Annotated in this window: 16 protein-coding genes, 1 tRNA gene, 3 rRNA genes, 1 other RNA gene and 1 other annotated feature; of the genes, 16 read left to right on the top strand and 5 right to left on the bottom strand. The window is 42.0% G+C overall.

What is annotated here, in order from left to right; all coding sequences use genetic code 11:
* Together KXD37_RS23980 and rrf are read left to right on the top strand one after the other, a co-directional pair.
* Positions 1-109: ribosomal RNA gene (locus KXD37_RS23980) — 23S ribosomal RNA — on the top strand; the annotation flags it as partial.
* Between the two features lie 53 nt (positions 110-162).
* Positions 163-278, top strand: a 5S ribosomal RNA gene (gene rrf / locus KXD37_RS23975).
* 37 nt (positions 279-315) lie between these two features.
* Here rrf and KXD37_RS23970 read toward each other — a convergent pair.
* Positions 316-1,266, bottom strand: a complete 951-nt coding sequence (locus tag KXD37_RS23970) for a YaaC family protein (protein ID WP_151175186.1) — start codon at positions 1,264-1,266, stop codon at positions 316-318.
* A gap of 120 nt (positions 1,267-1,386) precedes the next feature.
* Here KXD37_RS23970 and guaB point away from each other — a divergent pair, with 120 nt between their 5' ends.
* The 6 genes from guaB (at position 1,387) to KXD37_RS23940 (ending at position 7,863) form a co-directional block, all read left to right on the top strand.
* Positions 1,387-2,853 carry an IMP dehydrogenase gene (guaB, locus tag KXD37_RS23965; RefSeq protein WP_024123587.1) on the top strand — a complete coding sequence of 489 codons (1,467 nt, stop codon included), beginning with the start codon at positions 1,387-1,389 and terminating at the stop codon, positions 2,851-2,853.
* Positions 2,854-3,007: 154 nt separating this feature from the next.
* A complete protein-coding gene (gene dacA, locus KXD37_RS23960) occupies positions 3,008-4,339 on the top strand; it encodes a D-alanyl-D-alanine carboxypeptidase (RefSeq protein WP_024123588.1) in 1,332 nt (443 codons plus the stop codon).
* 196 nt (positions 4,340-4,535) lie between these two features.
* Positions 4,536-5,420 carry a pyridoxal 5'-phosphate synthase lyase subunit PdxS gene (gene pdxS / locus KXD37_RS23955; protein ID WP_024123589.1) on the top strand — a complete coding sequence of 295 codons (885 nt, stop codon included), beginning with the start codon at positions 4,536-4,538 and terminating at the stop codon, positions 5,418-5,420.
* Between the two features lie 20 nt (positions 5,421-5,440).
* Complete coding sequence (gene pdxT, locus KXD37_RS23950) at positions 5,441-6,031, top strand: pyridoxal 5'-phosphate synthase glutaminase subunit PdxT (RefSeq protein ID WP_024123590.1); 591 nt, start codon at positions 5,441-5,443, stop codon at positions 6,029-6,031.
* 52 nt (positions 6,032-6,083) lie between these two features.
* Positions 6,084-6,296, top strand: a binding site (T-box leader).
* 66 nt (positions 6,297-6,362) lie between these two features.
* Positions 6,363-7,640 carry a serine--tRNA ligase gene (serS, locus tag KXD37_RS23945; RefSeq protein WP_263463804.1) on the top strand — a complete coding sequence of 426 codons (1,278 nt, stop codon included), beginning with the start codon at positions 6,363-6,365 and terminating at the stop codon, positions 7,638-7,640.
* A gap of 130 nt (positions 7,641-7,770) precedes the next feature.
* Positions 7,771-7,863: transfer RNA gene (locus tag KXD37_RS23940), tRNA-Ser, on the top strand.
* A gap of 114 nt (positions 7,864-7,977) precedes the next feature.
* Here the strand turns inward: KXD37_RS23940 and dck are convergent.
* The 4 genes from dck to KXD37_RS23920 all read right to left on the bottom strand — a co-directional run bounded on the left by dck (position 7,978) and on the right by KXD37_RS23920 (position 11,247).
* Positions 7,978-8,631, bottom strand: a complete 654-nt coding sequence (dck, locus tag KXD37_RS23935; RefSeq protein WP_024123592.1) for a deoxyadenosine/deoxycytidine kinase — start codon at positions 8,629-8,631, stop codon at positions 7,978-7,980.
* Positions 8,628-9,251, bottom strand: coding sequence for a deoxyguanosine kinase (gene dgk, locus KXD37_RS23930; RefSeq protein WP_105955735.1), 624 nt, complete (start codon positions 9,249-9,251; stop codon positions 8,628-8,630). Before dgk ends, dck begins: the two co-directional genes overlap by 4 nt.
* A gap of 98 nt (positions 9,252-9,349) precedes the next feature.
* Positions 9,350-10,633 carry a glycoside hydrolase family 18 protein gene (locus tag KXD37_RS23925; RefSeq protein WP_263463803.1) on the bottom strand — a complete coding sequence of 428 codons (1,284 nt, stop codon included), beginning with the start codon at positions 10,631-10,633 and terminating at the stop codon, positions 9,350-9,352.
* Positions 10,634-10,695: 62 nt separating this feature from the next.
* Complete coding sequence (locus KXD37_RS23920; protein WP_010332741.1) at positions 10,696-11,247, bottom strand: isochorismatase family cysteine hydrolase; 552 nt, start codon at positions 11,245-11,247, stop codon at positions 10,696-10,698.
* An 83-nt stretch (positions 11,248-11,330) separates the two neighbouring features.
* Here KXD37_RS23920 and tadA point away from each other — a divergent pair, with 83 nt between their 5' ends.
* The 8 genes from tadA to KXD37_RS23880 all read left to right on the top strand — a co-directional run.
* On the top strand, positions 11,331-11,816 hold the full coding sequence (gene tadA, locus KXD37_RS23915; RefSeq protein WP_024123596.1) for a tRNA adenosine(34) deaminase TadA: 486 nt from the start codon (positions 11,331-11,333) through the stop codon (positions 11,814-11,816).
* 82 nt (positions 11,817-11,898) lie between these two features.
* An RNA gene (gene ffs, locus KXD37_RS23910) (signal recognition particle sRNA large type) lies at positions 11,899-12,163 on the top strand.
* A 128-nt stretch (positions 12,164-12,291) separates the two neighbouring features.
* Positions 12,292-13,986: a DNA polymerase III subunit gamma/tau gene (dnaX, locus tag KXD37_RS23905; RefSeq protein ID WP_254517983.1), complete on the top strand. Its 1,695-nt coding sequence runs from the start codon at positions 12,292-12,294 to the stop codon at positions 13,984-13,986.
* A gap of 23 nt (positions 13,987-14,009) precedes the next feature.
* Positions 14,010-14,333: a YbaB/EbfC family nucleoid-associated protein gene (locus KXD37_RS23900; RefSeq protein WP_014112282.1), complete on the top strand. Its 324-nt coding sequence runs from the start codon at positions 14,010-14,012 to the stop codon at positions 14,331-14,333.
* A 14-nt stretch (positions 14,334-14,347) separates the two neighbouring features.
* On the top strand, positions 14,348-14,944 hold the full coding sequence (gene recR, locus KXD37_RS23895) for a recombination protein RecR (RefSeq protein ID WP_024123598.1): 597 nt from the start codon (positions 14,348-14,350) through the stop codon (positions 14,942-14,944).
* An 18-nt stretch (positions 14,945-14,962) separates the two neighbouring features.
* Positions 14,963-15,187 carry a YaaL family protein gene (locus KXD37_RS23890; protein ID WP_024123599.1) on the top strand — a complete coding sequence of 75 codons (225 nt, stop codon included), beginning with the start codon at positions 14,963-14,965 and terminating at the stop codon, positions 15,185-15,187.
* A gap of 66 nt (positions 15,188-15,253) precedes the next feature.
* Positions 15,254-15,517, top strand: a complete 264-nt coding sequence (gene bofA, locus KXD37_RS23885) for a sigma-K factor-processing regulator BofA (protein ID WP_024123600.1) — start codon at positions 15,254-15,256, stop codon at positions 15,515-15,517.
* A gap of 245 nt (positions 15,518-15,762) precedes the next feature.
* Positions 15,763-15,888 (top strand): 16S ribosomal RNA (locus tag KXD37_RS23880); the annotation flags it as partial.

The following is a 15,888-nucleotide window of genomic DNA, read 5'->3' as shown; positions in this document are numbered from 1 at the left end:
TTCCGCAAGGAAGTAAGATCCCTGAAAGATGATCAGGTTGATAGGTCTGAGGTGGAAGTGTGGCGACACATGGAGCTGACAGATACTAATCGATCGAGGACTTAACCTAATTTCTAATGATGTCACACCTGTTATCTAGTTTTGAGAGAACACTCTCAATTGTTTGGTGGCGATAGCGAAGAGGTCACACCCGTTCCCATGCCGAACACGGAAGTTAAGCTCTTCAGCGCCGATGGTAGTCGGGGGTTTCCCCCTGTGAGAGTAGGACGCCGCCAAGCAAGGGTAAAACCCAGCTCATTGAGCTGGGTTTTTTGTTTATATATATTGTTGCAGGAATTTCAAAACGTATTTGGGAAATTTGTTTTCCGTTACCATTAAAAACTGCTGAATTAACACGTAATCATCACTGACATGCTGCGTTAACAGCTCATACCACCATTCTGTCTCATACCTCGCAATCATTCCTATGTTGTACAAAATTAAATAATGGATTGTTATTTCCGGAAGTTTAAGAAACTGATCTCGTTTAGAAGGAATATAATATTGTCTTTTGTCCAAATCAAATAATAGGCTGATTGACGTCCATGGATTTATGTCTTGCCGCGAAAGATGGAACAGCAGGTCATCTTTATCTTTCTTCAAAAAGGTCCATCGAAAATGATGAGACATATATTCAACAAATCGTGAATCAGACATCTTATAATGAATGACGATATCCTCTGGTATAGAAACCATGTCCTTTTCCTTCTCAACCTTTATAATAAAACGTTCCTTTTTCTGAAATTGAAAAATATCACTTAACTCTGGAATAGCGGCTAATAACTTTTTCATAGTATACCGTTCATCTTCTATACCTGATTGACCAAATAAGTGTTTCATGAAGTGCATACATAAACCGTTGCGTTGTATTTTCACTTCATCATCGCTAAAACAATAATTTTGCTTCTTTCTTTTACGCGCTGTGACGCCATGTGCGAGAACTGATGTATGGCTTGGGTAGTGAGGATCCTGTGTGATGAGACATGCTTTGATCAGCTGTGACATCCCGTAGAATAAAAGAATCGGTTTGATTTCTAAAGGCGAGCAAGAGGCTTGCTTATAAAATGATTCAGCATGCTTCAAGAAGAAAATAAACCGCTCGCTGTTTTTAAAAGAGTTCTGTTTCGCCTCATCTGCACCATTTAAGACATAGACTTTTTCTAGAAATTTCTGGGTTGATTCTACGGAGTAAAATAGCGCTAAGTCTTTCCAATCATGATATGTCATATGTATTTCTAATTCCTTTCCGTTATCTAAATATTTCAACTCTTTTTCGGTTCCTTGACATGCTCTTGGCTTGTTGATAATCTACATATAATATTTTGCCGAAAAGAGGGGGATTTACTAATGTGGGAAAGTAAATTTTCAAAAGAAGGCTTAACGTTCGACGATGTGCTGCTTGTACCAGCTAAGTCAGAGGTACTTCCGCGTGATGTGGATTTATCTGTTGAACTTACAAAGACGTTAAAGCTGAATATTCCTGTCATCAGCGCAGGTATGGACACTGTAACAGAATCAGCAATGGCGATTGCAATGGCTAGACAGGGCGGCTTGGGCATCATTCATAAAAATATGTCGATCGAGCAGCAGGCTGAACAAGTTGATAAAGTAAAACGCTCTGAACGAGGCGTTATTACAAATCCCTTCTTTTTAACTCCTGATCACCAAGTTTTTGATGCGGAGCATTTGATGGGGAAATACAGAATTTCCGGTGTTCCGATTGTAGATAACAAAGAAGACCAAAAGCTTGTCGGTATTATCACTAACCGCGACCTTCGTTTTATTTCTGATTACTCAATGAAAATCAGCGATGTTATGACAAAAGAAGAACTTGTCACTGCACCGGTTGGAACGACTTTAGACGAAGCTGAAAAGATTTTGCAGAAACATAAAATTGAAAAGCTTCCACTCGTTGATGATCAAAATAAATTAAAAGGTCTTATCACGATTAAAGACATTGAAAAAGTTATCGAGTTCCCTAACTCATCTAAAGACATTCACGGCCGTTTGATCGTTGGCGCGGCAGTTGGTGTAACTGGCGACACGATGACACGCGTGAAAAAGCTTGTAGAAGCCAATGTGGATGTCATTGTTATCGATACAGCACACGGGCATTCTCAAGGCGTGTTAAACACAGTGACAAAGATCCGTGAAACGTATCCTGAATTAAATATTATCGCTGGAAACGTAGCAACAGCTGAAGCGACAAAAGCACTCTTCGAAGCTGGTGCTGATGTTGTCAAAGTAGGAATCGGACCTGGTTCAATTTGTACTACTCGTGTGGTAGCAGGTGTTGGTGTACCTCAAATCACAGCCATTTATGACTGTGCGACTGAAGCAAGAAAACATGGCAAAACAATTATCGCAGACGGCGGAATTAAATTCTCTGGCGATATTGCAAAAGCATTGGCAGCCGGTGGACATGCTGTTATGCTTGGAAGCTTGCTGGCAGGTACGTCAGAAAGCCCTGGTGAAACTGAAATCTACCAAGGCAGAAGATTCAAAGTATACCGCGGTATGGGATCTGTGGCTGCAATGGAAAAAGGAAGTAAAGACCGTTACTTCCAAGAAGAAAATAAAAAATTCGTTCCAGAAGGCATTGAAGGACGCACACCTTACAAGGGGCCAGTTGAAGAAACAGTTTATCAGCTAGTCGGCGGTCTTCGTTCTGGTATGGGATATTGCGGATCTAAAGATCTTCGCGCTTTAAGAGAAGAAGCTCAGTTCATTCGTATGACTGGTGCAGGCCTTCGTGAAAGTCATCCGCATGATGTACAGATTACAAAAGAATCACCGAACTATACAATTTCATAAATAAATTGTTACAAATTAAAAACATTTGACAGGGTCTCTGACTCTGTCTATTTTTTTTATACCGATTATGATAAAATTTATACTGTTGTGCATTGAAAATGTCCTTAACGGCTTAATTATAGATGAAGAAAAATGAAATACGGAGGTCGTACGATTGAACATCAAGAAATGTAAACAGCTATTGATGTCATTGGTTGTTTTAACACTGGCCGTAACTTGCCTGACTCCAATGTCAAAAGCAAAGGCTGCCAGCGATCCAATTGATATCAACGCATCAGCTGCTATTATGATCGAAGCTTCTTCAGGTAAAATTCTTTATAGCAAAAACGCAGAGAAAAGACTGCCAATTGCAAGTATGACAAAGATGATGACAGAGTATCTGTTATTAGAAGCAATTGATGAAGGCAAAGTAAAATGGGATCAAACCTATACGCCTGATGACTATGTGTATGAGATTTCCCAAGATAACAGTTTATCAAACGTTCCTCTTCGAAAAGACGGAAAATACACAGTAAAAGAACTTTATCAAGCGACAGCAATCTATTCTGCAAATGCGGCTGCGATTGCCATTGCAGAAGTTATTGCAGGCTCTGAAACAAAGTTCGTTGAAAAAATGAATGCAAAAGCAAAAGAACTGGGATTAACAAATTACAAATTTGTTAATGCAACAGGTCTTGAAAACAAAGATCTTCACGGCAAGCAGCCTGAAGGGACAAGCGTAGATGAAGAAAGTGAAGTTTCTGCTAAGGATATGGCTATTCTTGCAGATCACCTGATTACTGACTACCCTGAGATTTTAGAAACTTCCAGCATCTCAAAAATGAAGTTCAGAAAAGGCACAGATGATGAAATGGACATGCCGAACTGGAACTTTATGCTGAAGGGTCTAGTCAGCGAGTACAAAGGTGCAACTGTAGATGGACTGAAAACAGGTTCTACTGACTCTGCGGGTTCATGTTTCACAGGAACTGCTGAAAGAAACGGAATGCGTGTCATCACTGTGGTGTTAAACGCAAAAGGCAACATTCACACTGGCCGTTTCGATGAAACGAAAAAAATGTTTGATTATGCTTTCAACAATTTCTCTATGAAAGAAATTTATGCTGAAGGCGATCAGGTAAAAGGCCATAAAACCATTTCTGTAGATAAAGGTAAAGAGAAAGAAGTAGGCATTGTCACAAGCAAGGCATTTTCTCTTCCTGTCAAAAATGGTGAAGAAAAGAATTACAAAGCAAAAGTCACTTTAAACAAAGACACTTTGACTGCCCCTGTGAAAAAAGGGACGAAGGTTGGGAAACTGACTGCGGAATATACAGGTGATGAAAAGGACTATGGGTTCCTTAACAGCAGCCTGGCAGGTGTAGACCTTGTGACGAAAGAAAATGTAGATAAAGCAAACTGGTTTGTTTTAACAATGCGCAGCATCGGCGGATTTTTCGCTGGTATCTGGGGAAGCATTGTTGATACAGTAACTGGCTGGTTTTAATGAATTGAAAGAGCTCTGATTGATGTTAGGGCTCTTTCGCTTAATATACTGAAAAAACCCAATTTTTAATAAAAAATGATTTTCAAAGCCCTAAAAACCGAATAAAATAAGTTATATCCATATGAATTATTGGATTTCTAGGATACAATAAGAAATAGAAATCATATAACTATACCTTGATTAGGGGGACCAAGAAATGGCTCAAACAGGTACTGAACGTGTAAAACGCGGAATGGCAGAAATGCAAAAAGGCGGCGTCATCATGGACGTCATCAATGCGGAACAAGCGAAAATTGCTGAAGAGGCTGGAGCTGTCGCTGTAATGGCGCTAGAACGTGTACCAGCTGATATTCGTGCGGCTGGAGGAGTTGCCCGTATGGCAGACCCTACAATCGTGGAAGAAGTAATGAATGCTGTATCCATCCCTGTAATGGCAAAAGCGCGTATCGGACATATTGTTGAAGCGCGTGTGCTTGAGGCTATGGGTGTTGACTACATTGATGAAAGTGAAGTTCTGACTCCGGCTGACGAAGAATTTCATTTGAATAAAAATGAATATACAGTTCCTTTCGTGTGCGGCTGCCGTGACCTCGGCGAAGCAACACGCCGTATTGCTGAAGGCGCTTCTATGCTTCGTACAAAAGGTGAGCCTGGAACTGGTAATATCGTTGAAGCTGTTCGCCATATGCGCAAGGTAAACGCTCAAGTACGCAAAGTAGTTGCAATGAGCGACGATGAGCTGATGACTGAAGCGAAAAATTTGGGAGCGCCTTATGAGCTGCTTCAACAAATTAAAAGAGACGGTAAACTTCCTGTCGTTAACTTTGCGGCTGGCGGCGTAGCGACTCCTGCTGATGCGGCACTTATGATGCAGCTTGGCGCTGACGGTGTATTTGTTGGTTCTGGTATCTTCAAATCAGACAATCCTGCAAAATTTGCAAAAGCAATTGTGGAAGCAACAACTCACTTCACTGATTATAAATTGATTGCAGAGCTTTCAAAAGAGCTTGGAACTGCAATGAAAGGGATCGAAATCTCAAATTTACTTCCAGAACAGCGTATGCAAGAACGCGGCTGGTAAGAATATAGGAGAGCTGCGACATGTTAACAATAGGTGTACTAGGACTTCAAGGAGCAGTAAGAGAGCATATCCATGCAATTGAAGCATGCGGTGCAGCTGGACTTGTTATTAAACGCCCAGAGCAGCTAAACGAAATTGATGGTTTAATTTTGCCGGGCGGAGAAAGCACGACAATGCGCCGTTTAATTGATACGTATCAATTCATGGAGCCATTGCGTGAGTTTGCTGCTCAGGGAAAACCGATGTTTGGGACATGTGCCGGTTTAATTATTTTAGCAAAGGAAATTGCCGGTTCAGATAACGCTCATTTAGGTTTGCTGAATGTAGTTGTTGAACGGAATTCGTTTGGCCGGCAGGTTGACAGCTTTGAAGCTGATTTAACAATTAAAGGGCTGGACGAACCTTTCACTGGTGTATTCATCCGTGCGCCGCATATCTTGGAAGCCGGTGAAAATGTTGAAGTGCTTTCTGAGCATAACGGACGCATTGTTGCGGCTAAACAGGGTAATTTCTTAGGCTGTTCGTTCCATCCGGAGCTGACAGAGGATCATCGAGTGACAAAGCTGTTCGTTCAAATGGTAGAGGAATACAAGCAGAAAGCCCTTGTATAAAACAGTTGAAAGCTGTGGAAACTTATAGTACATTATAAACACAAATAAAGATCGAAAAGCGTTGATAGGAACTAGTAGGAAGCCTCTCTTTCTAAGAGAGCCGATGGTTGGTGCGAATCGGTGAAAGATGCTGTCTGAATCCATCCTTGAGCGAAATGCTGAATGAAGTAGGCATTTACGGGATAACCGTTATGTGTGAAAGCGGAAAACAAGTCTATGGCTTGTTTTCAATCAGGGTGGCAACGCGAGAGCTCTCGTCCCTTTCATGGGGATGAGGGCTCTTTTTATTTTCGATAATTCAATGAATTTAATGAAAAAAGGAGTGTTTCGCATGCTTGATACGAAAATGCTGAGAGCAAATTTTCAAGAAATTAAAGCAAAGCTTATACACAAAGGCGAAGACTTAACAGATTTTGATAAGTTCGAGGAGCTTGATGATAAAAGAAGAGAGCTTATCGGAAAAGTAGAAGAACTAAAAGGAAAACGGAATGAAGTATCCCAGCAGGTAGCTGCTTTGAAACGCGAGAAAAAAGACGCGGATCACATCATTAAAGAAATGCGTGAAGTCGGCGAGGAAATTAAAAAACTTGATGAAGAATTAAGAACAGTAGAATCTGCGCTTGAGACCATTCTTCTTTCAATCCCGAATATTCCGCATGAATCAGTGCCAGTCGGTGAAACGGAAGATGATAACGTAGAAATCCGGAAATGGGGCGAAACACCTTCATTTGCACATGAGCCAAAACCGCATTGGGATATTGCTGATGAGCTCGGCATTCTTGATTTTGAACGTGCTGCGAAGGTAACAGGAAGCCGCTTCGTGTTTTATAAAGGCTTAGGTGCTCGTTTGGAGCGTGCGCTTTATAACTTTATGCTTGACCTTCATGTGGATGAGTATAACTATACTGAGGTTATCCCGCCTTATATGGTAAACCGTGCAAGCATGACGGGAACAGGACAGCTTCCAAAGTTCGAAGAGGATGCGTTTAAGATCAGGGAAGAGGATTACTTCTTGATTCCGACTGCTGAAGTGCCGATTACAAATATGCATCGGGATGAAATTCTGTCAGGTGACAGCCTGCCGATTAATTATGCGGCATTCAGTGCCTGTTTCCGTTCAGAAGCTGGTTCAGCAGGGCGCGATACACGCGGATTAATCCGTCAGCACCAGTTTAATAAAGTGGAGCTTGTGAAGTTTGTAAAGCCGGAAGATTCTTATGATGAGTTAGAAAAACTAACAAACCAGGCTGAGCGTGTGCTCCAGCTGTTGGAACTTCCATACCGTGTAATGAGCATGTGTACGGGAGATTTAGGATTTACGGCTGCGAAAAAATACGATATAGAAGTTTGGATTCCGAGCCAAGACACATATCGTGAAATTTCTTCTTGCAGCAACTTCGAAGCGTTCCAAGCCAGACGTGCGAACATTCGTTTTAGACGTGAAGTGAAAGGCAAACCAGAGCATGTACACACATTGAACGGTTCAGGTTTGGCAGTTGGAAGAACAGTTGCCGCTATTTTAGAAAATTATCAGCAGGAAGACGGAAGCGTCATTATACCAAAAGTGCTTCGTCCTTATATGGGAAATAGAGAAGTCATCAAAGCGTAAAGCTGAAAAGGTGTGCCTGATAAGGCGCGCCTTTTGCTATTTAAATTAAACATTTTCATAAAAACAAAAAAGTTTTTAAAAATGCTTGACCATCATAAAACATTCATGATATAGTAAGTCTTGTCGATACGGAGGAATACCCAAGTCCGGCTGAAGGGATCGGTCTTGAAAACCGACAGGGGTGTCAAAGCCCGCGGGGGTTCGAATCCCTCTTCCTCCGCCATATTGATTTTAATTCTAATGAAACTCAAGCATATATTGGAGATTGTTTTGTCCGTTGCATCGTTTGCAACGGATTTTTTAATATCATAAAAAAGTGAATCTCAGGTCATGAGATTCACTTTTTTTTCGTTTCATGAATGACAGTTGCGATTTGATCAACAATGTTCTCGATAGAACTTTCATCATTCTTCAAGTCATAATCCTCAATACGGATTTTCAGGACAGGGCAAGCGTTAAAACCGCTGATCCAGTTTTCGTAACGCGTGTGCATTTCTTCCCAATAAGACCGATCTGTTTGAAGCTCCATTTCACGTCCGCGTTCTTCAATCCGGGCTAATATGTTTTCCAGATCGCCTTCTAAATAGATCAGCACATCAGGATGCGGGAAATACGGTGTCATGACCATTGCTTCAAACAGGCTTGTATAGGTTTTATAATCAATCTTTGACATCGTCCCTTTGTCAGCGTGCATTTTTGCAAAAATCCCAGTATCCTCATAAATAGAACGATCCTGTACAAACCCTCCGCCGGCTTCAAAAATATTTTTCTGTTCTTTGAATCGTTCAGCTAAGAAGTAGATTTGCAGATGGAAGCTCCAGCGTTCAAAATCATGATAGAATTTTTCTAAGTATGGGTTATGATCGACTTCCTCAAGAGAGGTTTTAAAGCCAAGCCGTTTAGCCAATGCTCTTGTTAAAGTAGATTTTCCGACACCTACTGTTCCTGCTACTGTAATGATTGAATTCTCAGGGATATGATGTTCCTTCATTTTATAAGCTCCTTTACATGGGCGGCAATACGTTCAAAATCGCTCTTATTCAAAACGAAATCCTCTGAATCGCCATCTATTGTTAACACCGTAAGATATGGGTCTGCTTCCTGCAGTTGCTTGATGGCGATGTCATAATCTGCGATCAGCTGTTCCAAATAGCTTGTTTCAATTTTTTTCTCAAAGGGACGCCCGCGTTTTTCAATGCGGTGTAACAATGTGGGCAGACTTGCCTTTATGTAAATGATGAAATTTGGCTTAGGAAGATCATCGGTAAGAAGATGAAAAATCTTTCTGTATTTGTTGAGCTGCTGTTCAGACAGCGTTCGTTCAGCAAAAATCACATTTTTATAAATATGATAATCAGCTATCACAGGCTGTCCTTCATTTAAAAAGTGATGGCTGGTATCCTCAAGCTGTTTGTACCTGTGACAAAGAAAAAACATCTCAAGCTGGAAGCTCCATTCCTCTATGTTGTCATAAAACTTATCAAGGTATGGGTTATCCTCAACAATCTCACTGATCATAGGGAATCCAAGCTCTTGTGAAAGCATCGTCGCGAGCGTTGTTTTTCCTGCCCCGATAGGACCTTCAACTGCGATAAAAGGGGCTGTATTCATTGGAATCCTCCTTATTTCTAAAAAACGTCCGTCAATTGCTGACCTTCATATTGTATCACAACCCTTGGATTCCCCTATGAAAAAAAGACGTTTCCAAATTAACGGAACGTCTTTTTGACAACTTGAAATTGATCAGAAAGCAGCAGCCAGTTTTGAGGAAAGGAAAGCCCCAGCTTCCAGTAGCTGATCCCTCTTAAATTAAGCTCTTTAATCAGATTGAATTTGGCCTGAATCGAACGGGCGTCTTCAAACCACACCTCGTGCCTTTTGTTTTCTGCATCAGTATAGCGGAAGAAAGGGGCTTGGGCGGTTTGGTCATACTGGATGTCGGCATTGTTTTGTTCGGCTATGACAATGGCTTGCTGAGGGCTTATTGCTCTTGCCGGAGTTCCTCCTGCTGTATATGGCAGTGTCCAGTCATATCCATATAAATTCTGCCCCATGACAATTTTATTGGCGGGCATTTCGGTTAAAGCATATTCAATGACGTTCCGAACAGGTCCTATTGGAGAAACGGCTTGAGCGGGTCCGCCGCTGTATCCCCATTCATATGTCATGAGGACAACAAAGTCTACAATTTGGCCATGTGCTCTGTAATCATGGGCTTCGTACCATCTGCCCTGCTGTGTTGCGCTTGTTTTAGGGGCAAGCGCCGTAGAAATTTCTAAGCCTTCTTGATGAAAAAGATCCCTTGCCTCGCGGAGAAATTGATTATATGCCTCTCTATCCCGGGGCCGTAAGTATTCAAAGTCAAAATGAATAGCACGGAAGCCATATCTTCTGGCATTCTCGACTATTTCATTCAAAAGTCTTCTTTTCACAGTATCGTCGTTCAAAAGGATCCGGCCGAGCTCATCGCTGAATGCCTGGTTTTCTAGGTTCGTTATAATCATCATCAATGTCGTGCCTTGATTCTCTGCAATGCTTCTTAAATTCGTTAAAGGCGGTGCGACTAAGGTTCCATCACGCTGTGCCTGGAAACTGAATGCGCCAAGGTACGTTAAGTAGGGCGATGCTTCTCTGGCCGCCTGCTGGAGATTTTCGCTGACTTGATTTCCGCGTGGCTCCAAATAAGCGCTTGATTCAATGTCTCTTTTTGGAACTGGAGGAATGTATAAACGGAAACCAATCTGCAGTACGGTATTTAACTGGATGCGGTTCACCCTGGCAAGCTCAGCTGCTGTTGTATTAAATTGCTGTGCGATGGATGTCAGGGTATCACCTTGTTGAACATCATAAAACTGGCCAGCTATTGGAATAACAATGGTTTGTCCGACAACAAGGCTGTCGGGATTCGGTATTTCATTCGTTTCTGTGATTTCGTTTGCAGTTGTTCTGTATTGTGAAGCGATAGCAGAAAGAGTGTCGCCTTGTTTCACCACATAAATTTGAATGAAAAACGCCTCCTTTCATATCGCTACAATGTATGAAAGGAAAGCGCTAATCATGTTTGTTTTTCTGTAATTTGTTCTTCAGTTGTAATTTCTGCGAAAAGAACATTTTCCATCATGGTTAGAGCGAATTCATTGTCCTTATCGCTGTTAGAAGCAATGCAGTCCTTAGGTATTGTAATGCTGTATTCTCTCATGTAAGCATCATTAGCAGTAAACAGCACGCATATATTTCCGGCTATCCCTGTTAAGACAATGCGTTTCACCTGTAATTCAGTCAGGAGGGTATGGAGGGCTGTTTCATAAAAAGCGGAGTGTTTCGGCTTGATTAAAAAATAGTCGGCATCCTCGGGCGATATCTTTTCAATAATGGCCTTGCTTTTCTCGTTTTCACATTCTTGCTGGATATTTTGGATATCCGCTTGCCAAAGCCCGTAATGATCATTAATGTATATAATCGGCCAGTCATTTTGTCTTGCGTGCTTTTTTAATGATAAAATGTGAGGAACGATTTTTTCTGTTTTGTTGGCGAGACTTTCTCCCATATCAAATTCAAAATTATTGATCATGTCTACAATGAGAAGAGCTGTGTCTGCTTTAGACATCGACAGTCTCCTTTCTGTTTAAGTTATAGTTAATATGTAGCCTTTTTAGGTAAGGAAAAAACTTTGAAAAGAGAGCTAATCTGATGAATCAAGATGAACTTTATATGAAAGAAGCAATAAAAGAAGCGAAAAAAGCTGAAGCGAAAGGCGAGGTGCCGATTGGGGCCGTGCTTGTTGTGAATGATAAAATCGTGGCACGCGCGCACAATTTAAGAGAAACAGAGCAGCGGTCTATCGCTCATGCGGAAATGCTTGTGATTGATGAAGCGTGCAAGTCACTTGGAACATGGAGACTGGAAGGCGCAACACTTTACGTTACCCTCGAGCCTTGTCCGATGTGTGCCGGAGCCGTCGTGCTTTCACGCGTGGAGAAAGTAGTATTTGGCGCATTTGATCCAAAAGGAGGCTGTTCAGGCACGTTAATGAACCTTCTTCAGGAAGAACGCTTTAATCATCAGGCTGAAGTGGTGAGCGGTGTGCTAGAGGAAGAATGCGGAGGAATGCTCAGTGCGTTTTTCAGAGATCTGAGAAAAAAGAAGAAAGCTTCTAGGAAAAACTTGTCTGAGTAGTAAGGTTGCAATTTTTAGGGGAAAAGGATATACTTATGTGTGCATCGTCATAGATGCGACATAAAATTTGATATTTATTTTGCCGTGCTAAGCGGGGAGGTAGCGGTGCCCTGTACCCGCAATCCGCTCTAGCGGGGCCGAATCCCTTCTCGAGGTTCGTTTACTTTAAGGTCTGCCTTAAGTAAGTGGTGTTGACGTTTGGGTCCTGCGCAATGGGAATTCATGAACCATGTCAGGTCCGGAAGGAAGCAGCATTAAGTGAAACCTCTCATGTGCCGCAGGGTTGCCTGGGCCGAGCTAACTGCTTAAGTAACGCTTAGGGTAGCGAATCGACAGAAGGTGCACGGTAAATCAATCATCAAATTTTCAAACTCACCTAATATTAGGTGAGTTTTTTGTTATGTAAAAGAGCTTTTGGAATCGATACACGGTTCATGTATAATGGGAATGATGAATAACGGAGGAGGGCGCACCCGTGAGTTACCAAGCTTTATATCGAGTATTCAGGCCTCAGCGCTTTGAAGATGTGGTCGGACAAGAGCACATTACAAAAACGCTTCAAAATGCCCTTTTGCAAAAGAAATTTTCTCATGCTTATCTGTTTTCCGGGCCAAGGGGTACGGGAAAAACCAGTGCGGCCAAAATATTTGCCAAAGCTGTCAACTGTGAACACGCTCCTGTTGATGAGCCATGTAACGAATGTGCAGCCTGTAAAGGGATAACAAACGGGTCCATATCCGATGTCATAGAAATTGACGCCGCTTCTAACAATGGTGTTGATGAAATTCGTGACATCCGCGACAAAGTGAAGTTTGCCCCATCGGCCGTCACATATAAGGTATATATCATAGATGAGGTGCATATGCTTTCTATCGGCGCCTTTAATGCGTTATTAAAAACATTAGAAGAGCCGCCTGAGCATTGTATTTTCATTTTAGCAACAACAGAACCGCACAAAATTCCTTTAACCATTATCTCCAGATGTCAGCGTTTTGACTTCAAGCGAATTACATCCCAAGCGATTGTCGGACGTATGAACAAAATAGTTGATGCTGAAGAGCTGCAGGTTGAAGAAGGGGCGCTCGACATTATTGCGAGTGCTGCAGATGGCGGTATGAGGGATGCTTTGAGCCTTCTTGATCAGGCAGTCTCATTCAGCGGCGACGAGCTAAAAGTTGATGATGCGCTTCTGATTACCGGAGCAGTTTCTCAATTATATATAGGAAAGCTTGCGCAATCTCTGCATGAAAAACATGTTTCTGAAGCTTTGGAAACATTGAATGAGCTGCTTCAGCAAGGGAAAGACCCGGCGAAGCTGATAGAGGATATGATTTTCTATTTCAGGGACATGCTGCTGTTCAAAACAGCTCCTGGCTTAGAGGGTGTACTGGAAAAAGTAAAAGTCGATGAAACGTTCCGTGAATTGAGTGAACAAATTCCGACCCAGGCGATATATGAAATGATTGATATCCTGAACAAGAGCCACCAGGAAATGAAATGGACGAACCATCCCCGCATCTTCTTTGAAGTGGCTGTGGTGAAGATTTGCCAAACGTCTCATACACCAGCTGCTGCAGACCTGCCTGAAGTTGATATGCTGATGAAAAAAATCCAGCAGCTTGAGCAAGAAGTAGAACGGCTCAAAACAACCGGCGTAAAAGCAGCGGCGGAAAGTCCGAAAAAAGAAGCGCCGCGTGCGCCAAAAGGCGGGAAATCCAATTACAAAGCGCCGGTAGGTAGAATTCATGAAATTTTGAAGGAAGCAACGAGGACGGACCTTGATCAGCTCAGAAGCAGCTGGGGCAAGCTTCTGGCTCACCTGAAACAGCAAAACAAAGTATCACATGCTGCGCTGCTGAATGACAGTGAACCTGTGGCTGCAGCTTCTTCGGCATTTGTACTGAAATTCAAATATGAAATACATTGTAAAATGGTCGCCGAGGATAACAACGGTGTCCGGACTAATCTTGAACAGATTTTAGAATCTATGCTCGGAAAAAGAATGGATTTGATTGGCGTTCCAGAAGCACAATGGGGTAAAATAAGAGAAGAATTTTTAGTAGATCATCAGCAGGAAAATGAAGGATCAAATGAGCCGGCTGAAGAAGATCCGCTTATTGCAGAAGCGAAAAAGCTTGTCGGAGCGGATTTAATTGAAATAAAAGACTAACAAAATGAAAGAGAGTGGATAATATGCGTGGCGGAATGGGAAATATGCAAAAAATGATGAAACAAATGCAAAAAATGCAAAAGGATATGGCCAAGGCTCAAGAAGAGCTTGCAGAACAGGTAGTTGAAGGAACTGCAGGCGGCGGTATGGTAACAGTTAAAGCAAACGGCCAAAAAGAAATTCTGGATGTCATCATTAAAGAAGATGTAGTTGACCCGGAAGATATCGAAATGCTCCAGGACTTAGTGCTTGCTGCAACGAATGAAGCCTTGAAAAAAGTTGACGAGATCACAAACGAAACAATGGGTCAATTTACAAAAGGAATGAACATGCCAGGTTTGTTCTAGGGGGATAAAAGAAAATGCAATATCCTGAACCAATATCAAAGCTGATCGACAGCTTTATGAAATTGCCAGGGATCGGACCGAAAACAGCGGTCCGTCTGGCTTTTTTTGTTCTAGGTATGAAAGAAGATGTGGTATTAGATTTTGCGAAAGCGTTGGTAAATGCGAAACGCAATCTGACATATTGCTCAGTTTGCGGGCATATTACAGACCAGGACCCTTGTTATATATGTGAAGATTCACGAAGGGATAAGTCCATTATCTGTGTTGTGCAAGACCCTAAGGATGTTATTGCTATGGAGAAAATGAAAGAATACAACGGCCAGTATCATGTTCTCCACGGCGCCATTTCTCCAATGGACGGCATCGGACCAGAGGATATAAAAATACCAGAATTGTTAAAACGATTACAGGATGATCAAGTGACAGAAGTGATTCTCGCAACAAACCCTAATATAGAAGGGGAAGCAACAGCGATGTATATATCAAGGCTCTTGAAGCCATCTGGTATTAAGCTCTCCCGTATTGCCCACGGACTGCCCGTCGGCGGTGACTTGGAATATGCTGATGAGGTCACTCTTTCTAAGGCACTTGAAGGAAGACGTGAATTGTAAGGGAGGAAAAAGCGATCCATGGGTTTTCTTCGCAAGAAAACATTGAGAAGAGAGTTTGATGAAAAACTAATCGAGCAGCTTTTTAAGCAAAAGGAAGAGTGGAACAGGCAAAAGAAGCTGGTTGAAAAAAGCCTTGAACCATCAGCTGAAGTTTTATGCGAGCTGAAGGTAGCTGAAGCGAAGTATTTTTTTTACTTGAGGGAAGCGAAACAGCGGAATTTGAAAATCAGCCGGTGGAAGTAAGTGGTCTAAACTCCTGGATCTTCTCATAAGCTTGTACTAGAACAAGTGAAGGGGATGAGAAGATTCATGGAGCCAATTTTTATTATAGGGATTATTTTAGGACTAGTTGTTCTTCTGTTTTTATCAGGTTCGCCTGCAAAGCCTTTAAAGTGGATTGGTATAACTGCTGTTAAATGTGTAGCGGGTGCTTTGTTGCTGGTATGTGTGAACATGTTCGGAGGCAGCCTCGGCATCCATGTGCCGATTAATATTGTCACAACAGCCATAAGCGGAATCTTGGGCATACCGGGAATAGCAGCATTAGTAGTGATTAAGCATTTTATTATTTAATTCATGTTATATGTTGACTTTAAGACGTAAGGGTGTTATTCTAATATACGTCGCTGATGACGGATAAGCTTTTTAAAGAAATTACGAAAAAAGTTGTTGACGGAAACGACGTAAAATGTTATGATTATAAAGTCGCTTAAAGAGCGGCGACAAAGTTCTTTGAAAACTAAACAAGACAAAACGTACCTGTTAATTCAAGTTTTAATGTAAATCGCACAGCGATGTGCGTAGTCAGTCAAACTACTTTATCGGAGAGTTTGATCCTGGCTCAGGACGAACGCTGGCGGCGTGCCTAATACATGCAAGTCGAGCGGACAGATGGGAGCTTGCTCCCTGATGTTAGCGGCGGACGGGTGAGTAACACGTGGGTA

The sequence above is a fragment of the Bacillus sp. XT-2 genome (assembly GCF_025696525.1).
Taxonomy (GTDB): Bacteria; Bacillota; Bacilli; order Bacillales; family Bacillaceae; genus Bacillus; species Bacillus halotolerans.
The sequence above is the reverse complement of the archived record's forward strand: the minus strand, read 5'-3'. Positions and strand labels throughout refer to the sequence as shown.

What these genes read in the sequence shown, in the direction of transcription:
- KXD37_RS23970 (WP_151175186.1), bottom strand. Translation starts at nt 1,266, where the DNA reads ATGACATATCATGATTGGAAAGACTTAGCGCTATTTTACTCCGTAGAA.
- guaB (WP_024123587.1), top strand. Translation starts at nt 1,387, where the DNA reads ATGTGGGAAAGTAAATTTTCAAAAGAAGGCTTAACGTTCGACGATGTG.
- pdxS (WP_024123589.1), top strand. Translation starts at nt 4,536, where the DNA reads ATGGCTCAAACAGGTACTGAACGTGTAAAACGCGGAATGGCAGAAATG.
- pdxT (WP_024123590.1), top strand. Translation starts at nt 5,441, where the DNA reads ATGTTAACAATAGGTGTACTAGGACTTCAAGGAGCAGTAAGAGAGCAT.
- serS (WP_263463804.1), top strand. Translation starts at nt 6,363, where the DNA reads ATGCTTGATACGAAAATGCTGAGAGCAAATTTTCAAGAAATTAAAGCA.
- dck (WP_024123592.1), bottom strand. Translation starts at nt 8,631, where the DNA reads ATGAAGGAACATCATATCCCTGAGAATTCAATCATTACAGTAGCAGGA.
- dgk (WP_105955735.1), bottom strand. Translation starts at nt 9,251, where the DNA reads ATGAATACAGCCCCTTTTATCGCAGTTGAAGGTCCTATCGGGGCAGGA.
- KXD37_RS23920 (WP_010332741.1), bottom strand. Translation starts at nt 11,247, where the DNA reads ATGTCTAAAGCAGACACAGCTCTTCTCATTGTAGACATGATCAATAAT.
- tadA (WP_024123596.1), top strand. Translation starts at nt 11,331, where the DNA reads ATGAATCAAGATGAACTTTATATGAAAGAAGCAATAAAAGAAGCGAAA.
- KXD37_RS23900 (WP_014112282.1), top strand. Translation starts at nt 14,010, where the DNA reads ATGCGTGGCGGAATGGGAAATATGCAAAAAATGATGAAACAAATGCAA.
- recR (WP_024123598.1), top strand. Translation starts at nt 14,348, where the DNA reads ATGCAATATCCTGAACCAATATCAAAGCTGATCGACAGCTTTATGAAA.
- KXD37_RS23890 (WP_024123599.1), top strand. Translation starts at nt 14,963, where the DNA reads ATGGGTTTTCTTCGCAAGAAAACATTGAGAAGAGAGTTTGATGAAAAA.
- bofA (WP_024123600.1), top strand. Translation starts at nt 15,254, where the DNA reads ATGGAGCCAATTTTTATTATAGGGATTATTTTAGGACTAGTTGTTCTT.